The organism is Shewanella sp. SG44-2 (genome assembly GCF_014164215.1).
In the GTDB taxonomy this organism is placed as follows: domain Bacteria; phylum Pseudomonadota; class Gammaproteobacteria; order Enterobacterales; family Shewanellaceae; genus Shewanella; species Shewanella frigidimarina.
Genome location: NZ_JACJEU010000016.1, coordinates 64,666 through 83,728, shown reverse-complemented (window position 1 = coordinate 83,728; position 19,063 = coordinate 64,666). Strand labels below are relative to the sequence as shown.

Genomic DNA, 19,063 nt, shown 5'->3' with positions numbered 1-19,063 from the left:
CATTCACATCATTCACATAGCACAATATTCGGTCACCAAAGAAGAATTAAACCCACCGATTATTTATTTTTAAATTTATTGCATTATTTAATGAACTTTTCTAATTAGCGTTAGTCAGAATATAGGTAACAAGTAAGAACATTTACTCGCTAGGCGTCTTCCTCCAACGTTTTAGTGTGTATCCAAAGGTTTGATTACTGACTTTTGTATTTACTTGTCGCGACAGTTTTATGTTCATTGTTCATCATCATCCCTATTTGGGGAGTATTAACACGCTAGCGCACTGTTAATCACAACCCACAAAGAACGACTTAGGCAACCAAATTGGTTGCCCTTTTTTTATGTTCATTTTGTGTTTTACACAAATAAAACCAAAATAATTATCATCAATATTTACCGCGACCATATGCATAACTAATAGCTTACTTGAGCTCCCCTCAGAACTAAACTAACAGTAAACAACTAATTTTAAATAATTAATCCCAAAAAATTAAAAAATTTACAGTATCGATTTCCAGTTCACTTCAATGCTATTTTAGCTTTCAAAAACCTCGCCAGCCCTTCGAAAACATCAGCAAATAAATCAAAAAATCTACTCTAACAAAATAAATGAAAAAAAATTATTTTATTTGTGAACTTTCCTGATTACGCTCGGTCTTATTTATTGTACGAAAAAGATGTAGCTTGAAGTAAGTGCAGCATAATGAGTTAATCTCCTCTCCCGGAGATAAATGATTACACTGCTTAGTGATTTATCCTACTTACCTCAAACTTCAGTTAGGATTGATTTACTGCTATACCGTTTTAATGTTCATTGTTCATCATCATCCCTATTTTGGGAAGTATTAACACGCTAGCGCACCGTTAATCGCTCCCCACAAAGAACGACTTAGGCAACCAAATTGGTTGCCCTTTTTTTTGGATTAATTTTGTACTTTTACATTAATAAAACCAAAAAGCCTCATCAGCGACATTTACCACGCCCATATGCATAACCAATAACTTACTTGAGTTCACCTCTGAACTTAAATCAACATAAGCACCTAATTACAAACGTTTTAATAATCGATATTATCGAATCCAGGTTAACTCTAACGTTATTTCTAATTTAAAAAATGCATCCTTCCTCCAAAAATATCGACCGGATAGCTCAGAAAAGTGACTATCACAAAAATAAATTAAAAAAAGTCATTTTCTTTGTGAACTTTCCTGATATCACTCGGTCTTATTTATTGTACGAACAAGTATGTAATGATTAAAATGTAGTTTGAAGTAAGTGCAGTATGATGAGTTAGCCTTCTCCCCCGGAGTTAATTGATTACACTGCTTAGTGATTTATCCTTCTTACCTCAAACTTCAGTTAGGATTGAGTTACTGCTACACCGTTTTAATGTTCATCATCATCCCCATTGGGAAGTGTTAACACGCTAGCGCACTGTTAATGACAACCCGTAAAGAGTTATTTTGGCAGCCAATATGGCTGCCATTTTTTTTGTCTTTTTTTGATGTAAAAAGGTCATAACATTTTCTTGTTAAAAATTGAGTAAATTATCTAACTGAATTTGCAATGAAGGATGATAACCAGCACGGGCTTTTGTATAGATTTCAGCCAACTCTTGTTGATAACCAGCAATTTGTAATTCAACAAACAAAGGTCTTACAAATTTACCTCTGCCAATGCGGCATAAATAATCACTTAATGCAGGTAAGACAGGATCATAATGATTACGGATGGCGACGCGATACCAATCACACGCTATTTCTGCATTAGGACTGTTTGTTAATGTAAAAGTCTCATCTAAATCTAATAACGTAACTTGGCTTACCATTAGCGGTAATTGAGTCAGAAAATATTGCCAGTGATGAACTCGCCAATCGCTCACCAACAACTCACTTGCCAAAGCGCCTTTGACGATAGCTTCCACAGCCAAATCAACTTTATCCAAGCTGCTTGATGTAGGGCCTTTAAACCATAGTGGTAATCCTTGCCCGTACACCCACTCATTGAGTTCTGAGAGGGTTAATTTATCGTGATGCTCCACCAGCAATGTCTGTGTTGCATAATCAATGAACGTTTCGGTGGTAATCGCGCTAAACGAAAAATGCTCAACATAACCAAATAGAAAGCGATCAAATGCAGGCCGCCCTAATCGACTTTCCAGTTCATGAACAAACATCGATGCTTTATCGTAAGTAAACCGATTAAATGCCAGATTAGGATCTTGACCTGGCACATTGGCTGGTAGAGTTTGGTTTGCTAAGGGAGTAGATTCGATTTCTTCTTGCAAACGTCCATACTCGATAACCCATTCAAGTTCTGCCTGCTCTCTGCCATAAATAGCTTCAACAATACGATTGGTAAAATAAGTGGTAAATCCTTCATTAAGCCATAAGTCTCGCCAAGTCGCATTACTGACTAAATTGCCTGTCCATGAATGGGCTAATTCATGAGCAACCGTTGAAACAAGACTTTTATCCCCAGCAATTAGGGTGGGAGTCATAAATGCCAGCATAGGGTTTTCCATGCCACCAAAAGGAAAACTCGGTGGCAATACAATCATGTCATAACGGCCCCAAGCATAGGGTCCTAGTATGGACTCTGCCATTAAGATCATTGATTCGGTATCTTCAAATTCTTTAGCTGCAGCTGCAAGCATATCGGGTTCAGTATAAATACCACTTCGAGGTCCAGTGGCTTGAAAGCTTAACTCTCCAACAGCAATGGCTAATAAGTGTGTTGGGATAGGTTTGTTCATGCAAAACTCAAACACACCATTATCTGGCAGTTCTGGTGTATTTTCAGCACTCATTACCGCGCGTAAACCTTGCGGAGCGGTGACGGTCGCATTAAACGTTATGCGTGCTTTTGGGGTATCTTGTAAGGGTATCCAGCTGCGAGCATTAATGGGTTGCGATTGGCTAAACAGATAAGGTAATTTTTTTCCTAGCGTTTGTTCTGGTGTAAGCCATTGCAGCCCCTGTGCTGTTGGTGAGGTACGATAATGGATGACCACCTCAGTTAAGTGGTCCCCCACATCAATAACCAGCTTTTGACCCAATATGGCATTCACATCAGTCACATAATGCGACAACACATTAGCATCACTGTCAGTGACATCTTCTATGATCAAGTCTCGGCAATCTAGCACTAATGAAAGTGCAGCCATTTTTCGGGTAAACTGTAACCGGGCAACGCAATTAAGTTGCTGTAAGTCAAAATTAACCACAATATTAAGTTCAAGATGATGCACGCATAAAGCATCAGTATTGGCACTTGAATGGTAATCGTGTTGTACGTCCCATTTTGAAGTCACAAAAAATCCTTACCGAGAGAATAAAACATGAAATTTAGCAAAGATAATAGCATTTGCATCTAAAAATATGCTGTAAAAAGTCGCATTAAAACCTCATCACTCAGAGTTGCCACGCTTATCAATTCAAAGCATATTGATTCATTAAGCAACAAAGTGGGCTCTGCGCAATGCCAAGCGTCGCGTTATACTGCTTTAAACTTAATGGGTCCTATCGAAAAATAGCTTCACATTTAATTTTTACCAGTGCATTGATATCCGAATTTTCGACTCAAATTTATTTTTAAATAAAAATAAGCACTTTTTTTTACCTCCAAGGGAACTAACTTAAAAATGACTAGTCTGAATATATGAACCGAATTTGCATTACTTTATTTACAGCTAGTAGCGTTTTTTTGTTCATCATCATTCTCCTATTTGATAGTAGTAACAATCTATCGACAGTATTGCCCTTAGCAATAGCAGCAACCTCTTAGTTAGGTTGCTTTTTTTTATCTTTTTTTCAACGCAAGAAAACAAAAAAGGCCTCAAAGAGGCCTTTTTAAGTTTACAGAAAGTTCGCTAATTAAAGCTTGATACCCACTTTCTCTAAATCTTTAGTAATCACAGATGTTGGTAATGGCACATAACCATCTTTCTCAACAATTTGTTGACCTTGCTTAGACAATACGAAGCGTAAGAATTCACGATCCATTGGCGATAGGTCTTTGTTAGGGTGCTTGTTTACATAAACATATAAGTAACGAGAAAGCGGGTAAGTACCGTTAGCAGCATTAGCAGCCGTCGCTTCGATAAACTTATCGCCTTTCTTAGAGATAGCGACAGCTTTTACACCAGCAGTTTTATAACCAATACCTGAATAACCAATGGCATTCAATGACTGTGATACAGACTGAACGACTGAAGCAGAACCAGGTTGCTCATTTACGTTTGGACGGAAATCGCCTTTACATAACGCTTTTTCTTTAAAGTAACCGTATGTACCAGACACTGAGTTACGACCGTAAAGCTGAACGTCTTTTGCAGCCCAGTTACCATCTAAACCGGCATCACCCCAACGGTTGATTTCTTTACCGCCACACTTATGTGTAGAAGAAAAAATCGCATCAATTTGTTCAATGCTTAAGCCTGTTATAGGGTTATCTTTGTGTACGAATACGGCTAGTGCATCAATTGCAACACGTACTGCCGTTGGCTGGTAGCCATAATGTTTTTCAAACGCTTCAACTTCATTAGGCTTCATCTTGCGGCTCATTGGGCCGAACTGAGAAGTTCCTTCAGTTAACGCTGGTGGCGCAGTAGAAGAACCTGCAGCTTGAATTTGGATATTAACGTTAGGGTAAATATGTTTGAACTCTTCAGCCCATAACGTCATCATATTTGCTAATGTGTCAGAACCGACCGAAGACAAGTTACCAGAAACACCGCTGGTTTTTTCGTATATTGGTAAAGTAGGATCAATAGCAGCCATAGATGCTGCTGAGAATACGCCAGCGGCTGTAAGAGTAATCGCGCCGACAAGTTTGTTCAGTTTCATTTTAATGCTCCAGAATTAAGCGTACTAAGTTTTTAAAACGTAGTCAGTATCGACCTCATTGATGACAAGTCTATGACATTGACATGACAGTTGTGTGACACCAGCAGTAAAACTGACTTATTTGACAAGACAAATAAAAAGCCAATTAACATCAACCACTTACCAAGACTAGATGATAAAAGGTTAATTTATACAATAGATAAATAACCACTAAACACATTATAAACAAGATAATTACTGCTTAAAATTATAGCAATAACGCTATATTATGACATTCATAATAATGGTTGAATTTAAACAATTTATGCCTTACCAGCGATTGATTCAACACTATCCCCCTAAGACTAATTACATTAACATTCCTTAGTTGTTTTGAACTGATTAGGTCATTATTATTAGTTATTTGAATTAAGGTGCAGCAACAAAAAAACAGCACGAATGCTGCTTTTTAAGGATTGCACATCTAGATGCTATCTATTGCCGAACTAACAAGTGCGATGGAATAACAAAACTGAAGATACTGCCTTTGCCATACTCACTCGTCACCTTAAGCTCACTGTGATGATGGTTTAAAGCATGTTTTACTATCGCTAACCCTAAACCACTGCCGCCAGTTTTACTTGAACGCGCATTATCTACTCGATAAAAGCGTTCAGTTAAGCGGTTAATATGTTGTGGAGCGATACCCACCCCAGTATCGGTCACCGAAAACAACGCCCCGGTTGCAACACTTTGCCAGTTAACCGAAATCGTTCCACCAGGGCTGGTATAACGTATTGCATTTGAAATCAAGTTGGAGCAAGCACTGCGTAATTGCAATTCATTGCCATGGGTATTCAAACCCGGTTCGTAATTAAACACTAATGTATAGTCGGTGCCAGCAAGGGCTTTGGCCTCTTCTTTAAGAATTTCCATCATCAATGACATATTGACCGTTTGCGATAAATCAATATCCACAGCATCTTCAATGCGCGACAGGGCCAACAATTGCTCAACCATCGACTGCATTCGAGTCGTCTGTTGCTGCATCAACGATAGTGGTTTGTGATTAGGAGAGTCTACGTCTTCCATGGTTTGCATAATTTCTAAATACCCCTGCAATACTGTCAGTGGGGTCTTAAGTTCATGGGAAACGTTAGCCACAAAATCTTTGCGCATACCTTCTAACTGATGAATTCGAGTGACATCTCGAGCAATTAACAACAATTGTCGATCGCCATAGCTCATTACTCGAATTTCAAGTAATCGCTTATCTGACACCGGAGAAGGGATTTCTAATGGTTCTTTGTATTGTGCTTTCTTTATATAAGTCGAAAAATCAGGATGGCGAATAAGGTTATCAATTCTCTGACCATTATCTTGAGGCCAAACAAAGCCTAAGATTAATTGAGCGAGCTTGTTACACCATAAGATATTATGTTCTGCATCAAGTACTACTGCCGCATCTGGTAAGGCCTCAGCGCCTTGACGAAAACGAGCTAATAAAGTCGCTAACTGACCCACTCGACGACGATTCTTGCCCTGCAGGCGATATATTCCATTGAATACCCCCTCCCAGCTTCCACGCCCTTGAGGAGGCGTAAGCTTTTTATCTTTCCATAACCAGAAGTTTAAACGAGTAAGTTGACGATAATGCCACACAAGTAATGCAATCGAGCCTAATAGCATTACGATAACAACTTGATTGAATAAAGCGCCGATAAGCATAAATAAAACAAGCAATAAAGCTAACCGGAAAAATAAACGATATCCAGAGTACGAGATAAACATAGGCTACCTAAATACGAAAGTAACGCCGCCAACACATTCAGTGCCGTTACTGATTATTAGGGCTAACGAGGAACCACAAGATAGCCTAAATCGACTATTATGGCTAGACAGCGAAAAAACAGTTTTTAAAAAGCTCTGCTTAATATAGCAGAACTTTTCAAGCAGCCAATACGAATTACATTCTGGTTGAAAATCGATAACCAGCACCACGAACAGTTTGGATCAATTTATCATGTCCACCCTCTTCTACGGCTTTTCGTAAACGTCTGATGTGCACATCGACAGTTCGATCTTCAACATACACATTGGTGCCCCAAACGTTATCGAGTAACTGCTCACGACTGTAAACTCGCTCAGGATGAGTCATAAAGAAATGCAACAAGCGAAACTCTGTCGGTCCCATATCGAGCACGGCATCACCAACGGTCACTCTGTGACTCACAGGGTCGAGTTGTAATCCTTGCACATCAATGGTTTCTTCTAATCGCGTAGGTGCGCTTCTGCGTAAAACGGCTTTAATTCGTGCGACGAGTTCTTTAGGTGAAAAAGGTTTAGTTATATAGTCATCAGCGCCCACTTCAAGGCCTTTGACTTTATCTTCCTCCTCCCCACGTGCTGTCAGCATAATAATGGGGATCTGACGAGTAAATTCATCTTGCTTTAAACGTTTAGCTAATTGGATGCCACTACCACCAGGGAACATCCAATCCAATAAAATTAAGTCAGGGTATGGCTCTTTAAGCAACTCAATTGCTGAATCAAAATCTTCAGCTGCAGCTGTCGTAAAACCATGTTGATCCATCACAAATGTCAGCATCTCACGGATTGCTGATTCATCTTCTACTATTAATATCCTAGCTGTCATATTGGGTTTCTACGTTAATTTGCCACGAGACTATTATTGGACACTTTTGTTACAGATTTATGATCTAACAGCTAATACTGGCATTAAATACGCCTTTTTGTCATAAAAAATTCATTGCTGTTAATGTGATGTAACTTAAAACAAGCAGCAAGCCGTTTTTAAATAACCTGCTAACCCGGTAATATAGCGTATTCCATTGGCCATAACGCCAATAAAACGGGTAAATAAAGCTTATCAACACAAAAGAATAACGGTGAAATGGAGGCTAAAAGATATTATTTATAGGGCACTTTAATACCACTGTGAGGTTCAGTAATCTCAACTCAAGCTAATAAGTGGATCACTAATTCCCTTTACTCCGCTATCAGCGCAGCACCAGCTTACAACAGGTATTCCATTACACACCAATACGTTTGTGAGCAATACATAGACTTATTTGAGGTTTCAGACACAAAATATCATCGTTACTATCGACTCCTCTGCTATTTTATTCCAGTGATGAAGATTAAACGAAAAAAAGGGCCTAAGCCCTTTTTTGGTTATAACCTAAATCCACTACTCATTCAGATTAAAATTTGTGCTCTAAACCTACACCGATATAACTATCATCTTGATCATTTGAATCAAATGAGTTGGCAGTGTAGAAAGCAAACAACTTAGTAGGCTTACCTAATTTGTAATCAGCGCCGACAGACCATGAATTACCTTTGTTTTCCATGTCTTGGTATTGGGCTTTTAAGGTCACATCATTGATACCATAAGCCGTGCTTAATACAAAGCCATCATCTTTGATACCACTGTCTAGTTTTTCTTGTTGCTGGTACATGCCACCAATGACTAGACCTGCTATTTTGCCCTGAACCGTGGCGCGAGCAGTGTCGTAACCTTTTACTTTTGAATCATAGGCAATCGCTGCATATATTGGTGTGCTTTTTAGGCCTGCATCACCGTACATAACAGCCATACTCACACCATCTTCACCAGTAGTGTTGTCACCAACAACTTGGTCTGAATCACCAGATGCAACATAAGTCACACCTGCTTGGAAATCACCAAACATTGGCGTGTAGTAAGTGGCCGTTTGTGCCATGCGGTTTTCACCTTTAAACATGGTCTTCATATCGCCAGCAAGGTCGTTGAACTGATCGACTTTACCTTGTGAAACTTTTAACATCGTGTCGTTACGACCAACAGATACGGCACCAAAGTTACCTTTTAAACCAACAAACTGGTTACGGGCTTTAAAGTTTTCTTTAGTATCGTCACCGGTATCGACTTCATACTCGATAGTGTAGAAAGCTTCAAGCTTCTGACTTAATTCGAACTCACCAGTCACACCAAAGCGTGATGCATTACTTTGAATAGTCGTTTCAGTTTCATCGTTAACATCATTTGATTGTGCTGTTACATTTAACTTGCCGTAAACTTGAAGAGGATCTGCGGCGTATGCACTTGAAGCTACTGAGACTGCCATTGCAGAGGCTAATAGAGTTTTACAAAAAACGTTCATCATTTCATCCTTTCGACGCTAAATTCGTCATGGTTATTGGTTTGGAACGAGCGGAATTCTGCCTCTAAAATGTTTCAGAAATATTTCACTACTTGATTAATGACTTATATTCGTCGACATTTCAGCGATAAAAATATTCGAAACCTAGCTATAACAGTAGTTTCAGGATGTTAAATTCAATTGTGACAATTTGATGAATTCTGATTTGTACGATTGCAATTAGCCTTGCAGAGCACTTTTTTGGAGGTTTACCGCTTCGCTTCTATCCCGTAAACTTAGCTTATTGTCTTTTTCTTCTTTAATTAATGAGAGCCTTCTATGTGGTTTAAAAATCTCACCTTGTATCGTTTCAACAAACCTTTCACAACCGACACTGAAACATTAGAAAATGCCTTAGCAGATTTCACCTTCTCACCTTGTTCAAGCCAAGATATCAGTAAATTTGGTTTCTCAAATGCCCTAGGTAAAAAAGGCCAGGCATTAGTACACAGCGCTGAAAACCGTCACTTACTCTGTGTCACGAAAGAAGAAAAAATTCTTCCAGGTCAAGTGATAAAAGAAGCGCTAGATGAAAAAGTGGCAGAGATTGAAGAGTTAGAAAATCGTAAAGTCACTAAAAAAGAAAAAGACACCATTAAAGACGAAATCACCACAACATTATTACCTCGTGCATTTTCTCGTCGTAGCCAAACTCATGCTCTCATCATGCCTGAGCTAGAGATGATTTTAGTCGATAGTTCTAGTGCAACCAAAGCAGAAGAACTATTAGCGTTATTGCGCAAAGCCTTAGGCAGCTTACCAGTTATCCCGCTAAGTTATGCCACACCAATCGAGTCAACGTTAACGCAATGGTTACAAGCGGGTGAAGCGCCTGCACCTTTTGAAATGCAGGATGAAGCCGAACTTAAATCAGACTCTGATGAAGGCGGTATTGTTCGCTTCAAACAACAAGTGCTGCAAGAAGATGAAGTACTAGCCCATATTGCAACAGGTAAGCAAGTGCACAAACTGGCATTACATTTTGGCCAGTCAATTGCCTTTTTGATGCAGTCTGATGCCAGTATTAAACGACTTAAGTTTTCTGAAGAGTTTAGAGCAGGTAATGATGAAGTTGGTACTGAAGATCCATTAGCACGTTTAGACGCTGATTTTGCCTTAATGGGCAGTGAGTTAGTGGCTTTCGTCAATGCGGTAAATCAAGCATTTGGTCCTTTAGAGCAGAGCGTCTAATACCATAAGGGTAACCCATGAAACTTTACGGTAGCTTTACGTCTCCTTTTGTTCGGCATTGCCGAATAGCCTTATTGGAATCAACATTAGATTATCAATTTATTGAAACAGATCAGGCTAGCAGCGCAAAGCTATCCCCAACTAAACGTGTACCTTTTTTACACGATGGTGAGCTATCGTTAACGGATTCAAGCGCTATCTTGCGCTACATCCGTCACAAGTCATCAAAAACGTACCTTGATACCGTGGTAGAACTAGATCAGTTTTGCATGATCAATACTGCGCTAGACAGTTCAATTAACTTGTTTTTCTTATCTCGTGATGGCGTTGATATTGAGCGTTTTGATTACACAATCAGACAAGCCCAACGCATTAACGCAACACTAGCTGAATTTGAAAAATTCGAACTACCGCTATACGGACCGTTTAATGATGTGCAATTGCGCTTAGGTTGTTATTTAAGTTGGGCGGTTTTCCGCCAACGGATTGATATCGAAGATTATCCAAAACTGAAAATATTTTTAGCCACAATAGAAAAAGAGCCATTTTTTATCGAAACGGCTCCACCGATGTAATCCTTGACATAAAAATGCCCTGTTATCAGGGCATTTTATTTTCTTCAATGCTGGTATCTCAGTGCTCAGAGCACTGTGACCCTAGTTGATTTAGTCAGTAGTGTTAATCCACTCACCCTCGTCATTAAACGGCCATTCAACCCCCAACCACGCTTTATAAAACGCTTTGTGCGCATCAGTCACCTTATCCACAGACGCAATTGATAAGTCACCTTTGGGTTGTTCCGTTAGGAGTAAACTCACTTCTTTTAAACGCTCATCCCTGAATATGCTTAGTTTAATCGTATCACCAACATTAAAATCATTAAGACGTTTAGTTAAACCATCCGCGGTAACCTTTAAACCATTAACCGCAACAATTTCATCTCCGGCAGCAACACCAGCATTCCAAGCTGGGCCATTTTTTAGCACACTTGCAATGATTAAATCGTTATATAAGCCAGACAACATCATTCCGGCATCTACTTCTGTTTTAGGAGATTGACCATAAGTTGTGATCAAACCAGCATGTGCCAACAAGTCATCAAAAGGTAAACTAAATGGTTGGTTTACATATTCAGTCCACCACGACTGGTAATCTTTACCAGAAAGGTTTTTTAAAATAGATTGCACGTCCGCGACGTTATAACTTAATGGAATTTTGTATTGTTGATAAAGCGCTTTATGGACATCTCTATATGAATGAGCAAGTTGCGTATCGCTTAGCAAACTAAAATCAAGTGCCATTGAAGCCAAGTAACCTTCAGAGTAAATATTCACACTGTGATTAACCGCATAATCGCCCCAAGTGCTACTCCACTGGCCTAAACTGGCTTCTGCTACAGATTGGACTTCACGACCTGGGTTATGTTGATTAAGCACAATACGTTGACTTAAATCGTCAAAGAACTCTTTGGCTGTTATCACTCCAGCGCGTAACAATAATTGATTTTGGAAATAACTGGTGGAGCCTTCAGCCATCCACAGTAAATCGGTCATATTTTCCGACTGATAATCATACGGAACCAGCCCTTGAGGTCGGTAAGCTTTAACATTCCAGGTATGAATAAACTCGTGCGAAGCGGTACTAATAAAACGCAAATAATCTTCCCGTTCACGAAAATTAAATCGTGGTAGTTGGATAATGGTAGAGTTGAGATGTTCTGTTGCGCCACGAGCACCACTGGTTGCATGCACCATGTAAACATATCGCTTAAACGGGTAATCAGGCCAAATAGCCGATGCCTGGCCACTGATTTTAGTGAGATCTGCGACAATTTTTTGAGTATCGTAATTGCCTTCGCCCCAAAATACCACGTCGTAATCACGACCATCAGCCTCAAAGCTGACATGCTGGTTTATGCCGGTTTCTATCGGTGAATCAACTAACACATCATAATTGGCTGCTTTAAATGAATGTGATGTGTTGCCTTTATCCATGCCAGAATAGCTTTTCCAACCTTCTGGTACTTCCATGTTGACAGTAACAGGTTGCTGACGAAATTCAGGGCTATACATAAAGACACCACTGGCATCTAAAAAAGCATGACTACTATCAATGTGACGTAAACGCTCACCAAGCTCATTGGCATGCAATTGATATGTAACCTTCACCGATGTAGGTTTAGTTAAGGCGATTTGCCATTCACCGCTGGCGGTACGCTTCCAAGGTAATGACTTCCCTTTACTGTCGGTCGCATTAAACAATCTTACTCCATCTGCAACCGGTAATACTTGATAACGACCCGTTCGCCATACCGGTAAATTAACCGTTAATACGTCCGAATCCGATTGAGGAAATGAAACACTCACTTGAGCTAAATGGTGTGTAGGTTGATTAATATCGATATGGTAATCGACATCTGCAAGTGCTGGCATTGCCCAACTCATCGAAAAAATGGCACTGCTGGTTAAAATTGCAAGAGAAGTAGGTTTCACTCTAGGTTCCTTCTGGTATGATTCTATTGTTTTTATTTTAAATTCCGAACAATTATAACGATCTAGACTCATTAACACAGTGGCAATTTGCAACTTAGTGAAAAACACTCTCTACGAACATCAGATCAACGTACGTTTATTTATTCATATCACGTGAAATGAAGTCCACGTTAACTAACACTATAAAAGGTATTTCTGACTATGCTGCGTTGCTTTTCTTTGGTCATATTATGTTCGATACTATTAAGTTCAATGGTTTCGGCAAGGGATATTGAGCAGCAAGAAATATTGTTCAAAGAAAATCCACAAAAGCTTTATACAAAGCTAATGAGGGCCACCGAGTTCCCGTTACAATTTTCAAATAATGTGGAGTTTGAGCAAGCCGCTAATGAATTAAGTTACCCTCCAAATGAACTCCATCGTGATTTAGAGCTATTAGCTAGGCTCAATTTAGAAGCAAAACTGACATCACCAACTAAATATCAAGATGCCGAATTGCTCATAACACAATTAGACACGATAGCATCAACCACACTTGAACAAGCTGTCGTCATTATGCTTAAAGCGCGGATTAAAGGGCGTCAAAACCAAGAATATAATCAGGTGATAGTTGAATATAATGATGCGCTGAATATGGTAAACACAGATGTCAGTTTAGAAAGCACGCTGTTTAAATCAACGCTTCATGAACAACTCAGCATGTTACATTCACTGCTCCTTCAACCTACTCCAGCATTTTCTCACTTAAATCGTTACCGCGATATTGCTTACCAATTACACAATAATTATTTTATCTCCGATGCCGAAACCCAGTTAGGTCGTTATTACAATCTTAATGGCGATCAAGCCAAGTCACTACAGCATTATAGTGAAGCATTTCGTTTAGCTAATAGCCTAGACTACCCAGGAATTAAAGCACATACACAACTTAATCTTGCGCGTACATACCGAGATTTAGAACAATGGGATGATGCACTAAAATATGCTCATAATGCGGCCGAAATACTTCAAGCGATAGGCCAAGATGTCTACTTAGCCGAGACCTTAACGGTTATCGCAATGATTTACGCAGGCCAAGATCAATGGAATAAAAGCATTGACTATTATTTAAATGTCCAGCAAGTCAATGAGCGTATGGGAAATGAAATAGCCATCGGACTCACCTACAACAACTTAGGCGAAGCTTACTTCAAATTAAATAATATCCAAGCAGCATTGAACGTAATGCAACGTGCAAATGATATATTTAGGGCTCGAAAAGTAGAACATTACTTAGTACACAACGAACTACTATTTGCCCAAATAAATACTAGTGAAGGCATGTGGAATGAGACGATTGATCATGCGAGTAAGGCTATTGAACTGGCTAAAAAGAAACATTTAAATGATGTGCAAACAGAAGCATTAGGCTATTTATCTACCGCATATCGAAAAACTAACAATCCCAACGCAGCACTTGCAACAGTCGATGCCATTGTTGAACTGATCAATACATCGCAAGAAAAAACCGAACAAACAAATGATTTCTCTGAACTCACTGAACAAAAACTAAAATTCGAGCTGGGTTTATTGCAAAATAAACTACAACAACAAACTGCGAAAAATAAATACAATCAATTTATCATTTTAGTATTAATTCTCGGTTTTAGTATTGCGATTATCGTGTTGATATTTATCTACAGAAAATTTCAGCAACGAAATACTTTATACCTTAACGCCCAACGTTTAAATACCATAGACCCAATAACACAAGCACAAGGTTACAGGGCGTTTATTCAACGGATAAGCACACTAAAACACACAGAATCTAAAACGCTTGCGTTAGTGAATATTAATAAATTAAACAATATTGATATTCAGCTTGGGCTCACTGAGTCTGTAGTATTAATGCAACATTTTAATAGCCAGTTCTGTAAACATCTAGATACTGAAGTTTTTATCATTCGTTCAGGATTAATTGCATGTTATTTCGATAAGCAATATAACGCAGAAAATATCCTACATGCTGTCATTGAGTGTCTTAAACAATTACAAGAGACCCAATTTACCATTCCTAACTTTGCTAGCCTATCCGCGGTTCAACATGCCAGTATTGGCCACATTAATTTACCATTACTGGGCAACCCAGATGCCAGCATCAGTGCAGAATTACAATTTGAAACATTGCAATTCGCACTAGCTGCAGCAATGGAGATAACAGAGCAACCCGCTTATGTTTCATTGCGACCACTTAATTTTGCACCAGCGGCTGTTTTTATGCGCCCACTATATTTAAATCTGACTCAAGCACTTAATCGCGGCATCATTCGTGCGGAAAGTAATCGGAACACCCAAGATATCAACTGGCCGAAAAACTAATCGTTTAATAAATATGCAATTGTAGCCCGTTATGAGATTTTGTACGGTAATTGGATTTGCTGCACAACATTATTGAGATAACATTACTATAATGTTAATCGATGATAGGTTAGTTACTATAAATTCCATTTGCTGTCTAAATTAATATCCCAATCACGGCAATAGATGCCTTTAGTTGAAAATGAGAGCAGGCACTGCAAAATGAAAGAGTCAAATACAGCGATAACTCAAATTTCGTTGATGAAGCAAAAGCTCCATGCAGCTAAACTTGCTCTGGAAGAGATTAATACCGATCGCAATGATAAATTGAAAACATTAATTCAATTTATCACTCATCTGAGTCTTGCTTGTAAAGGGCAAAATTTAGAACTCGATAATAAACTGGCTAAATTGCGCCATCATATGCACGATTTTGAGCAAATTGACGAAGCACTACCAGAACTCGTCGATATCGAAAGATTATTAAAATCTCAATATAACCATACAATGACTCGTTTAGAAGACAGTCGTAATGGGCTCAATCGAGTGATCCGTCAGATCCAACGAATTAACTCTGCTCCAGATAAATTAAAAAAAGAAATCACCTACTTTAAGCAAGAATTAGGCAAACCATTCCATACAGTATGGGAATATATCCCTAAAGTAGAAAAACTGATTTTTTTCTACGAAGAAATTTTAAAACATGAATTTGCAGATGCCGACAATTACGAGATCTTGCCTCACCATGTTCAGCTAGCTAAAGAGCTTGCCGCTAAAATTGCTGAAATTGAATTTAGAAAAGATCAACGCGACCAAATTCTAGTTATAAAAGAAGTGTTACTTGGTGATATCAGCTTAAATAACTTACTGGAATCTTACCAATCGATATTGAGCCTGCTGTTAGAGAATATTGCTCGCGAAAAAACCGCATCACAAGACTTTTTATTTGCCCTCAATGATGCTCTAACTATCGTTCGCGATGTGGTCAATAACACCCATAACAATAACCAACGTTGTGAGCAACTTAAAGGCCAATTAAATAAAGAAATCAATTTACGCGTCAATAACGCCGACGAGTTAGTGGTAGATGCCTATGATCTTAGCCAATTAAAGATTCAACTGACAGTGCAGTTATCTTCACTTCGCGATTCACTGTCTCGTAAAGAGGCTTTAGAACAACGTGAGCAAACCATCTTACGTAAATCAATAGAGTCAATGCGTAAAGAGCTCAATTCAATGAGCCAGGAAGCGAATAGTTACAAAGAAAAGCTATTTGAACATCAAAAGCTCAACCTTCTCGATCCGCTTACCCAATTGGCAAACCGTACAGCATTAGAAGATCGCATGGAGCAAGAATATCGCAACCATGTCCGCTTTAAAACACCATTGTGGATAGCAGTTACAGACATAGACCACTTTAAAAATATTAACGATAACTTTGGCCACAGTACCGGCGATAAAACCCTGCAAGTCATCGCTATGGCATTAAAAAATTCATTACGTGATAGTGAGTTTGTCGCTCGTTATGGCGGTGAGGAATTTGTATTACTATTACCTGATGTTACTGATGAGCATATCTCTCAATTATTGAATCGAGTAAGAGAGAAAATCAAAAATATTCCGTTTAAGTTTAAAAATCAGAGAATTACAGTTACATTATCTATAGGTGCTGCACAAGTCATGGAAAACGAAACGCTTGAAGAAGCTTTCGAAAGAGCCGATGCTGCATTATACCAAGCAAAAAACAACGGCAGAGACCGAGTCGTAATTGATATCTAGCCCATCCCAAGACGATTTTCTTTGGGCTCGGCATCAAATACTCGAGTCCAAAGGAGTTGCTTATGATAGTAAAAATTAGTCCACGAGGTAGTCTAGATCAGCTTTCTCAATTAGAAGTCGAGCGCCTAAAACAAGGCGCAAAAAGTGACCTTTATCAATTATATCGAAATTGCTCACTCGCAGTGTTAGCTTCAGGGCTTATCAGCGACAGTTCAGAAGAACTGTTTACTCGCTATGAATCTTTTAGCCTTAATATTTTACAGCGCGAAAGAGGCATACAAATTGAACTCATCAATCCTCCTCTACAAGCCTTCGTCGACGGTGAAATAATTGTCGGTATTCAAGAACATTTGTTTGCAGTACTCCGCGATATTATATACATCAGCAACAAGTACGAAAATTTAAAGCATATTGATTTAAGCAATGCTAGCCACATTACCAATGTTGTGTTTGATATTTTACGCAATGCTCAAGCTATCTCGCCAATGAAAGATCCTAATGTCGTCGTTTGTTGGGGAGGACACAGCATCAATGCAGTTGAATACCAATATACCCGTGATGTCGGCTACCAACTAGGGCTTCGTAGATTAGATATTTGCACCGGTTGCGGCCCTGGCGCAATGGAAGGCCCAATGAAAGGCGCAGCAATAGCCCACGCAAAACAACGTGTTCATAATGCCCGTTATATCGGTTTAACCGAACCCAGTATTATTGCAGCAGAACCCCCCAACCAAATTGTTAATGAATTAGTTATTTTACCCGATATAGAAAAACGCCTAGAAGCCTTTGTCCGTTTAGGCCATGGTATTGTCATTTTCCCTGGCGGAGCCGGAACGGCTGAAGAATTACTCTACTTTTTAGGTATTTTATTAAATAAAGACAATTGCCATGCATCCTTTCCACTCGTGTTAACTGGACCAGCTGAAAGTGCAGAGTATTTTACCGTTATCGATGAATTTATTGGGGCGACATTAGGCGCAGAAGCACAGAGCAAGTATCAAATCATTATTGATGATCCAGCCAAAGTGGCGCAAATAATGAAGCAAGGAATGGAAGAGGTAAAAATCTACCGTAAAGAAAAATGCGATGCTTACCAGTATCAATGGTCTCTCAAAATTGAACCCGAATTTCAATTACCCTTTGCGCCGACCCATGAAGTTATGGCAAATTTAAATCTCTATTTTCAAGAAAACAAGGCAGAGCTTGCCGCTAACTTACGTAAAGCGTTTTCAGGTATTGTCGCTGGTAATGTAAAAGGCGACACCATCAAGTTGATTCAAGAGTTTGGTCCCTTTAAGATTGAAGGTGATGCTAAGCTTATGCTCATGATGGATAAGCTATTAAACGCTTTTGTTAAACAACAACGAATGAAACTGCCAGGAAGCGCTTACGTGCCCTGCTACGACATAATAAAAACAAATGAATAAACTACTCATAATTGACGGACTCAACCTCGTACGCCGCATTCATGCGGTGTTACCTGATGAAAACGATATTACTAGCGTTCAAGAACGCGTTTTAGCTGCATCTAAAAAAATGTTGCTGCAACATCAACCAACCCATTGCATGGTCGTTTGGGATGGCAATGAGCCATCCTGGCGCAAAACACTGTACAGCGATTACAAGAAAGGTCGTAAACCCATGCCAACGGCATTAAGTGATGGCCTGGTAAATATCAAAGCCACACTTGCAGAACACGATATCAACTCCTTTGACGCTCAATCTGAAGCCGATGATGTTATCGCCACCATTGCGATGAAAATGATCAGCAACAAGGGAGAAGTGATTATCGTGTCAACCGACAAAGGCTTTAGCCAGTTACCAACTAAAAACCTCACCTTGTGGGATCATTTTAATCAACAGGTTTTTGATGTTCAGCAATATGAAAAGAAACTGGGAATAGAGCAATACCAAATGCTCGACTTTATTGCACTAGCAGGTGACAGCGGCAATAAAATACCTGGCATTATGGGGATAGGCCCAAAATCTGCAGCTGATTTACTCAATAAATTTAGAACGCTGGCTAATTTATATCGCTCTTTAGATAACCTTGGCGCCAAGCAAGCACTTAAATTAGCCGAAGGAAAAGAGATAGCCAGAATTAGTTATAAATTAGCCCAATTGCAATGCGATATTCCACTGAATATTAATTTGAAACAATTTAGGATCAATCCGATAACAAACTAATGTCATAATAAGCTAACTGCCACTCTGGATAAAGGATGGGCTATA

Annotated in this window: 12 protein-coding genes; 6 read left to right on the top strand and 6 right to left on the bottom strand. The window is 39.1% G+C overall.

What is annotated here, in order from left to right; translation table 11 throughout:
• Positions 1–1,532 precede the first annotated feature (1,532 nt).
• The 5 genes from H5181_RS13145 to H5181_RS13125 all read right to left on the bottom strand — a co-directional run bounded on the left by H5181_RS13145 (position 1,533) and on the right by H5181_RS13125 (position 8,996).
• Positions 1,533–3,314, bottom strand: a complete 1,782-nt coding sequence (locus tag H5181_RS13145; protein WP_182751244.1) for a M1 family metallopeptidase — start codon at positions 3,312–3,314, stop codon at positions 1,533–1,535.
• Positions 3,315–3,876: 562 nt separating this feature from the next.
• Positions 3,877–4,848, bottom strand: coding sequence for a PstS family phosphate ABC transporter substrate-binding protein (locus tag H5181_RS13140; RefSeq protein WP_182751243.1), 972 nt, complete (start codon positions 4,846–4,848; stop codon positions 3,877–3,879).
• Between the two features lie 474 nt (positions 4,849–5,322).
• The gene (gene phoR, locus H5181_RS13135; RefSeq protein WP_182751242.1) at positions 5,323–6,618 is read right to left on the bottom strand and encodes a phosphate regulon sensor histidine kinase PhoR; all 1,296 of its coding nucleotides are present in this window, start codon (positions 6,616–6,618) and stop codon (positions 5,323–5,325) included.
• 175 nt (positions 6,619–6,793) lie between these two features.
• On the bottom strand, positions 6,794–7,483 hold the full coding sequence (phoB, locus tag H5181_RS13130; protein ID WP_011638217.1) for a phosphate regulon transcriptional regulator PhoB: 690 nt from the start codon (positions 7,481–7,483) through the stop codon (positions 6,794–6,796).
• Positions 7,484–8,051: 568 nt separating this feature from the next.
• Entirely contained in the window at positions 8,052–8,996 is a 945-nt protein-coding gene (locus H5181_RS13125; protein WP_011638218.1) for a porin, read from the bottom strand.
• A gap of 315 nt (positions 8,997–9,311) precedes the next feature.
• Here H5181_RS13125 and rdgC point away from each other — a divergent pair, with 315 nt between their 5' ends.
• Both rdgC and H5181_RS13115 read left to right on the top strand, forming a co-directional pair.
• Positions 9,312–10,223: a recombination-associated protein RdgC gene (rdgC, locus tag H5181_RS13120; protein WP_011638219.1), complete on the top strand. Its 912-nt coding sequence runs from the start codon at positions 9,312–9,314 to the stop codon at positions 10,221–10,223.
• A gap of 17 nt (positions 10,224–10,240) precedes the next feature.
• Positions 10,241–10,798 carry a glutathione S-transferase family protein gene (locus tag H5181_RS13115; protein ID WP_182751241.1) on the top strand — a complete coding sequence of 186 codons (558 nt, stop codon included), beginning with the start codon at positions 10,241–10,243 and terminating at the stop codon, positions 10,796–10,798.
• Positions 10,799–10,888: 90 nt separating this feature from the next.
• Here the strand turns inward: H5181_RS13115 and H5181_RS13110 are convergent, their stop codons facing one another.
• The gene (locus tag H5181_RS13110) at positions 10,889–12,715 is read right to left on the bottom strand and encodes a M61 family metallopeptidase (protein ID WP_182751240.1); all 1,827 of its coding nucleotides are present in this window, start codon (positions 12,713–12,715) and stop codon (positions 10,889–10,891) included.
• 252 nt (positions 12,716–12,967) lie between these two features.
• On the opposite strand from H5181_RS13110, the gene H5181_RS13105 reads away from it, so the two are divergent.
• The 4 genes from H5181_RS13105 (at position 12,968) to xni (ending at position 19,018) form a co-directional block, all read left to right on the top strand.
• Positions 12,968–15,073: a tetratricopeptide repeat protein gene (locus H5181_RS13105; RefSeq protein WP_182751239.1), complete on the top strand. Its 2,106-nt coding sequence runs from the start codon at positions 12,968–12,970 to the stop codon at positions 15,071–15,073.
• Positions 15,074–15,274: 201 nt separating this feature from the next.
• Positions 15,275–16,831 carry a GGDEF domain-containing protein gene (locus H5181_RS13100; protein ID WP_182751238.1) on the top strand — a complete coding sequence of 519 codons (1,557 nt, stop codon included), beginning with the start codon at positions 15,275–15,277 and terminating at the stop codon, positions 16,829–16,831.
• Between the two features lie 62 nt (positions 16,832–16,893).
• Entirely contained in the window at positions 16,894–18,258 is a 1,365-nt protein-coding gene (gene ppnN / locus H5181_RS13095; protein ID WP_011638224.1) for a nucleotide 5'-monophosphate nucleosidase PpnN, read from the top strand.
• On the top strand, positions 18,251–19,018 hold the full coding sequence (xni, locus tag H5181_RS13090) for a flap endonuclease Xni (RefSeq protein WP_182751237.1): 768 nt from the start codon (positions 18,251–18,253) through the stop codon (positions 19,016–19,018). Before ppnN ends, xni begins: the two co-directional genes overlap by 8 nt.
• The last annotated feature ends 45 nt before the right edge of the window (positions 19,019–19,063 follow it).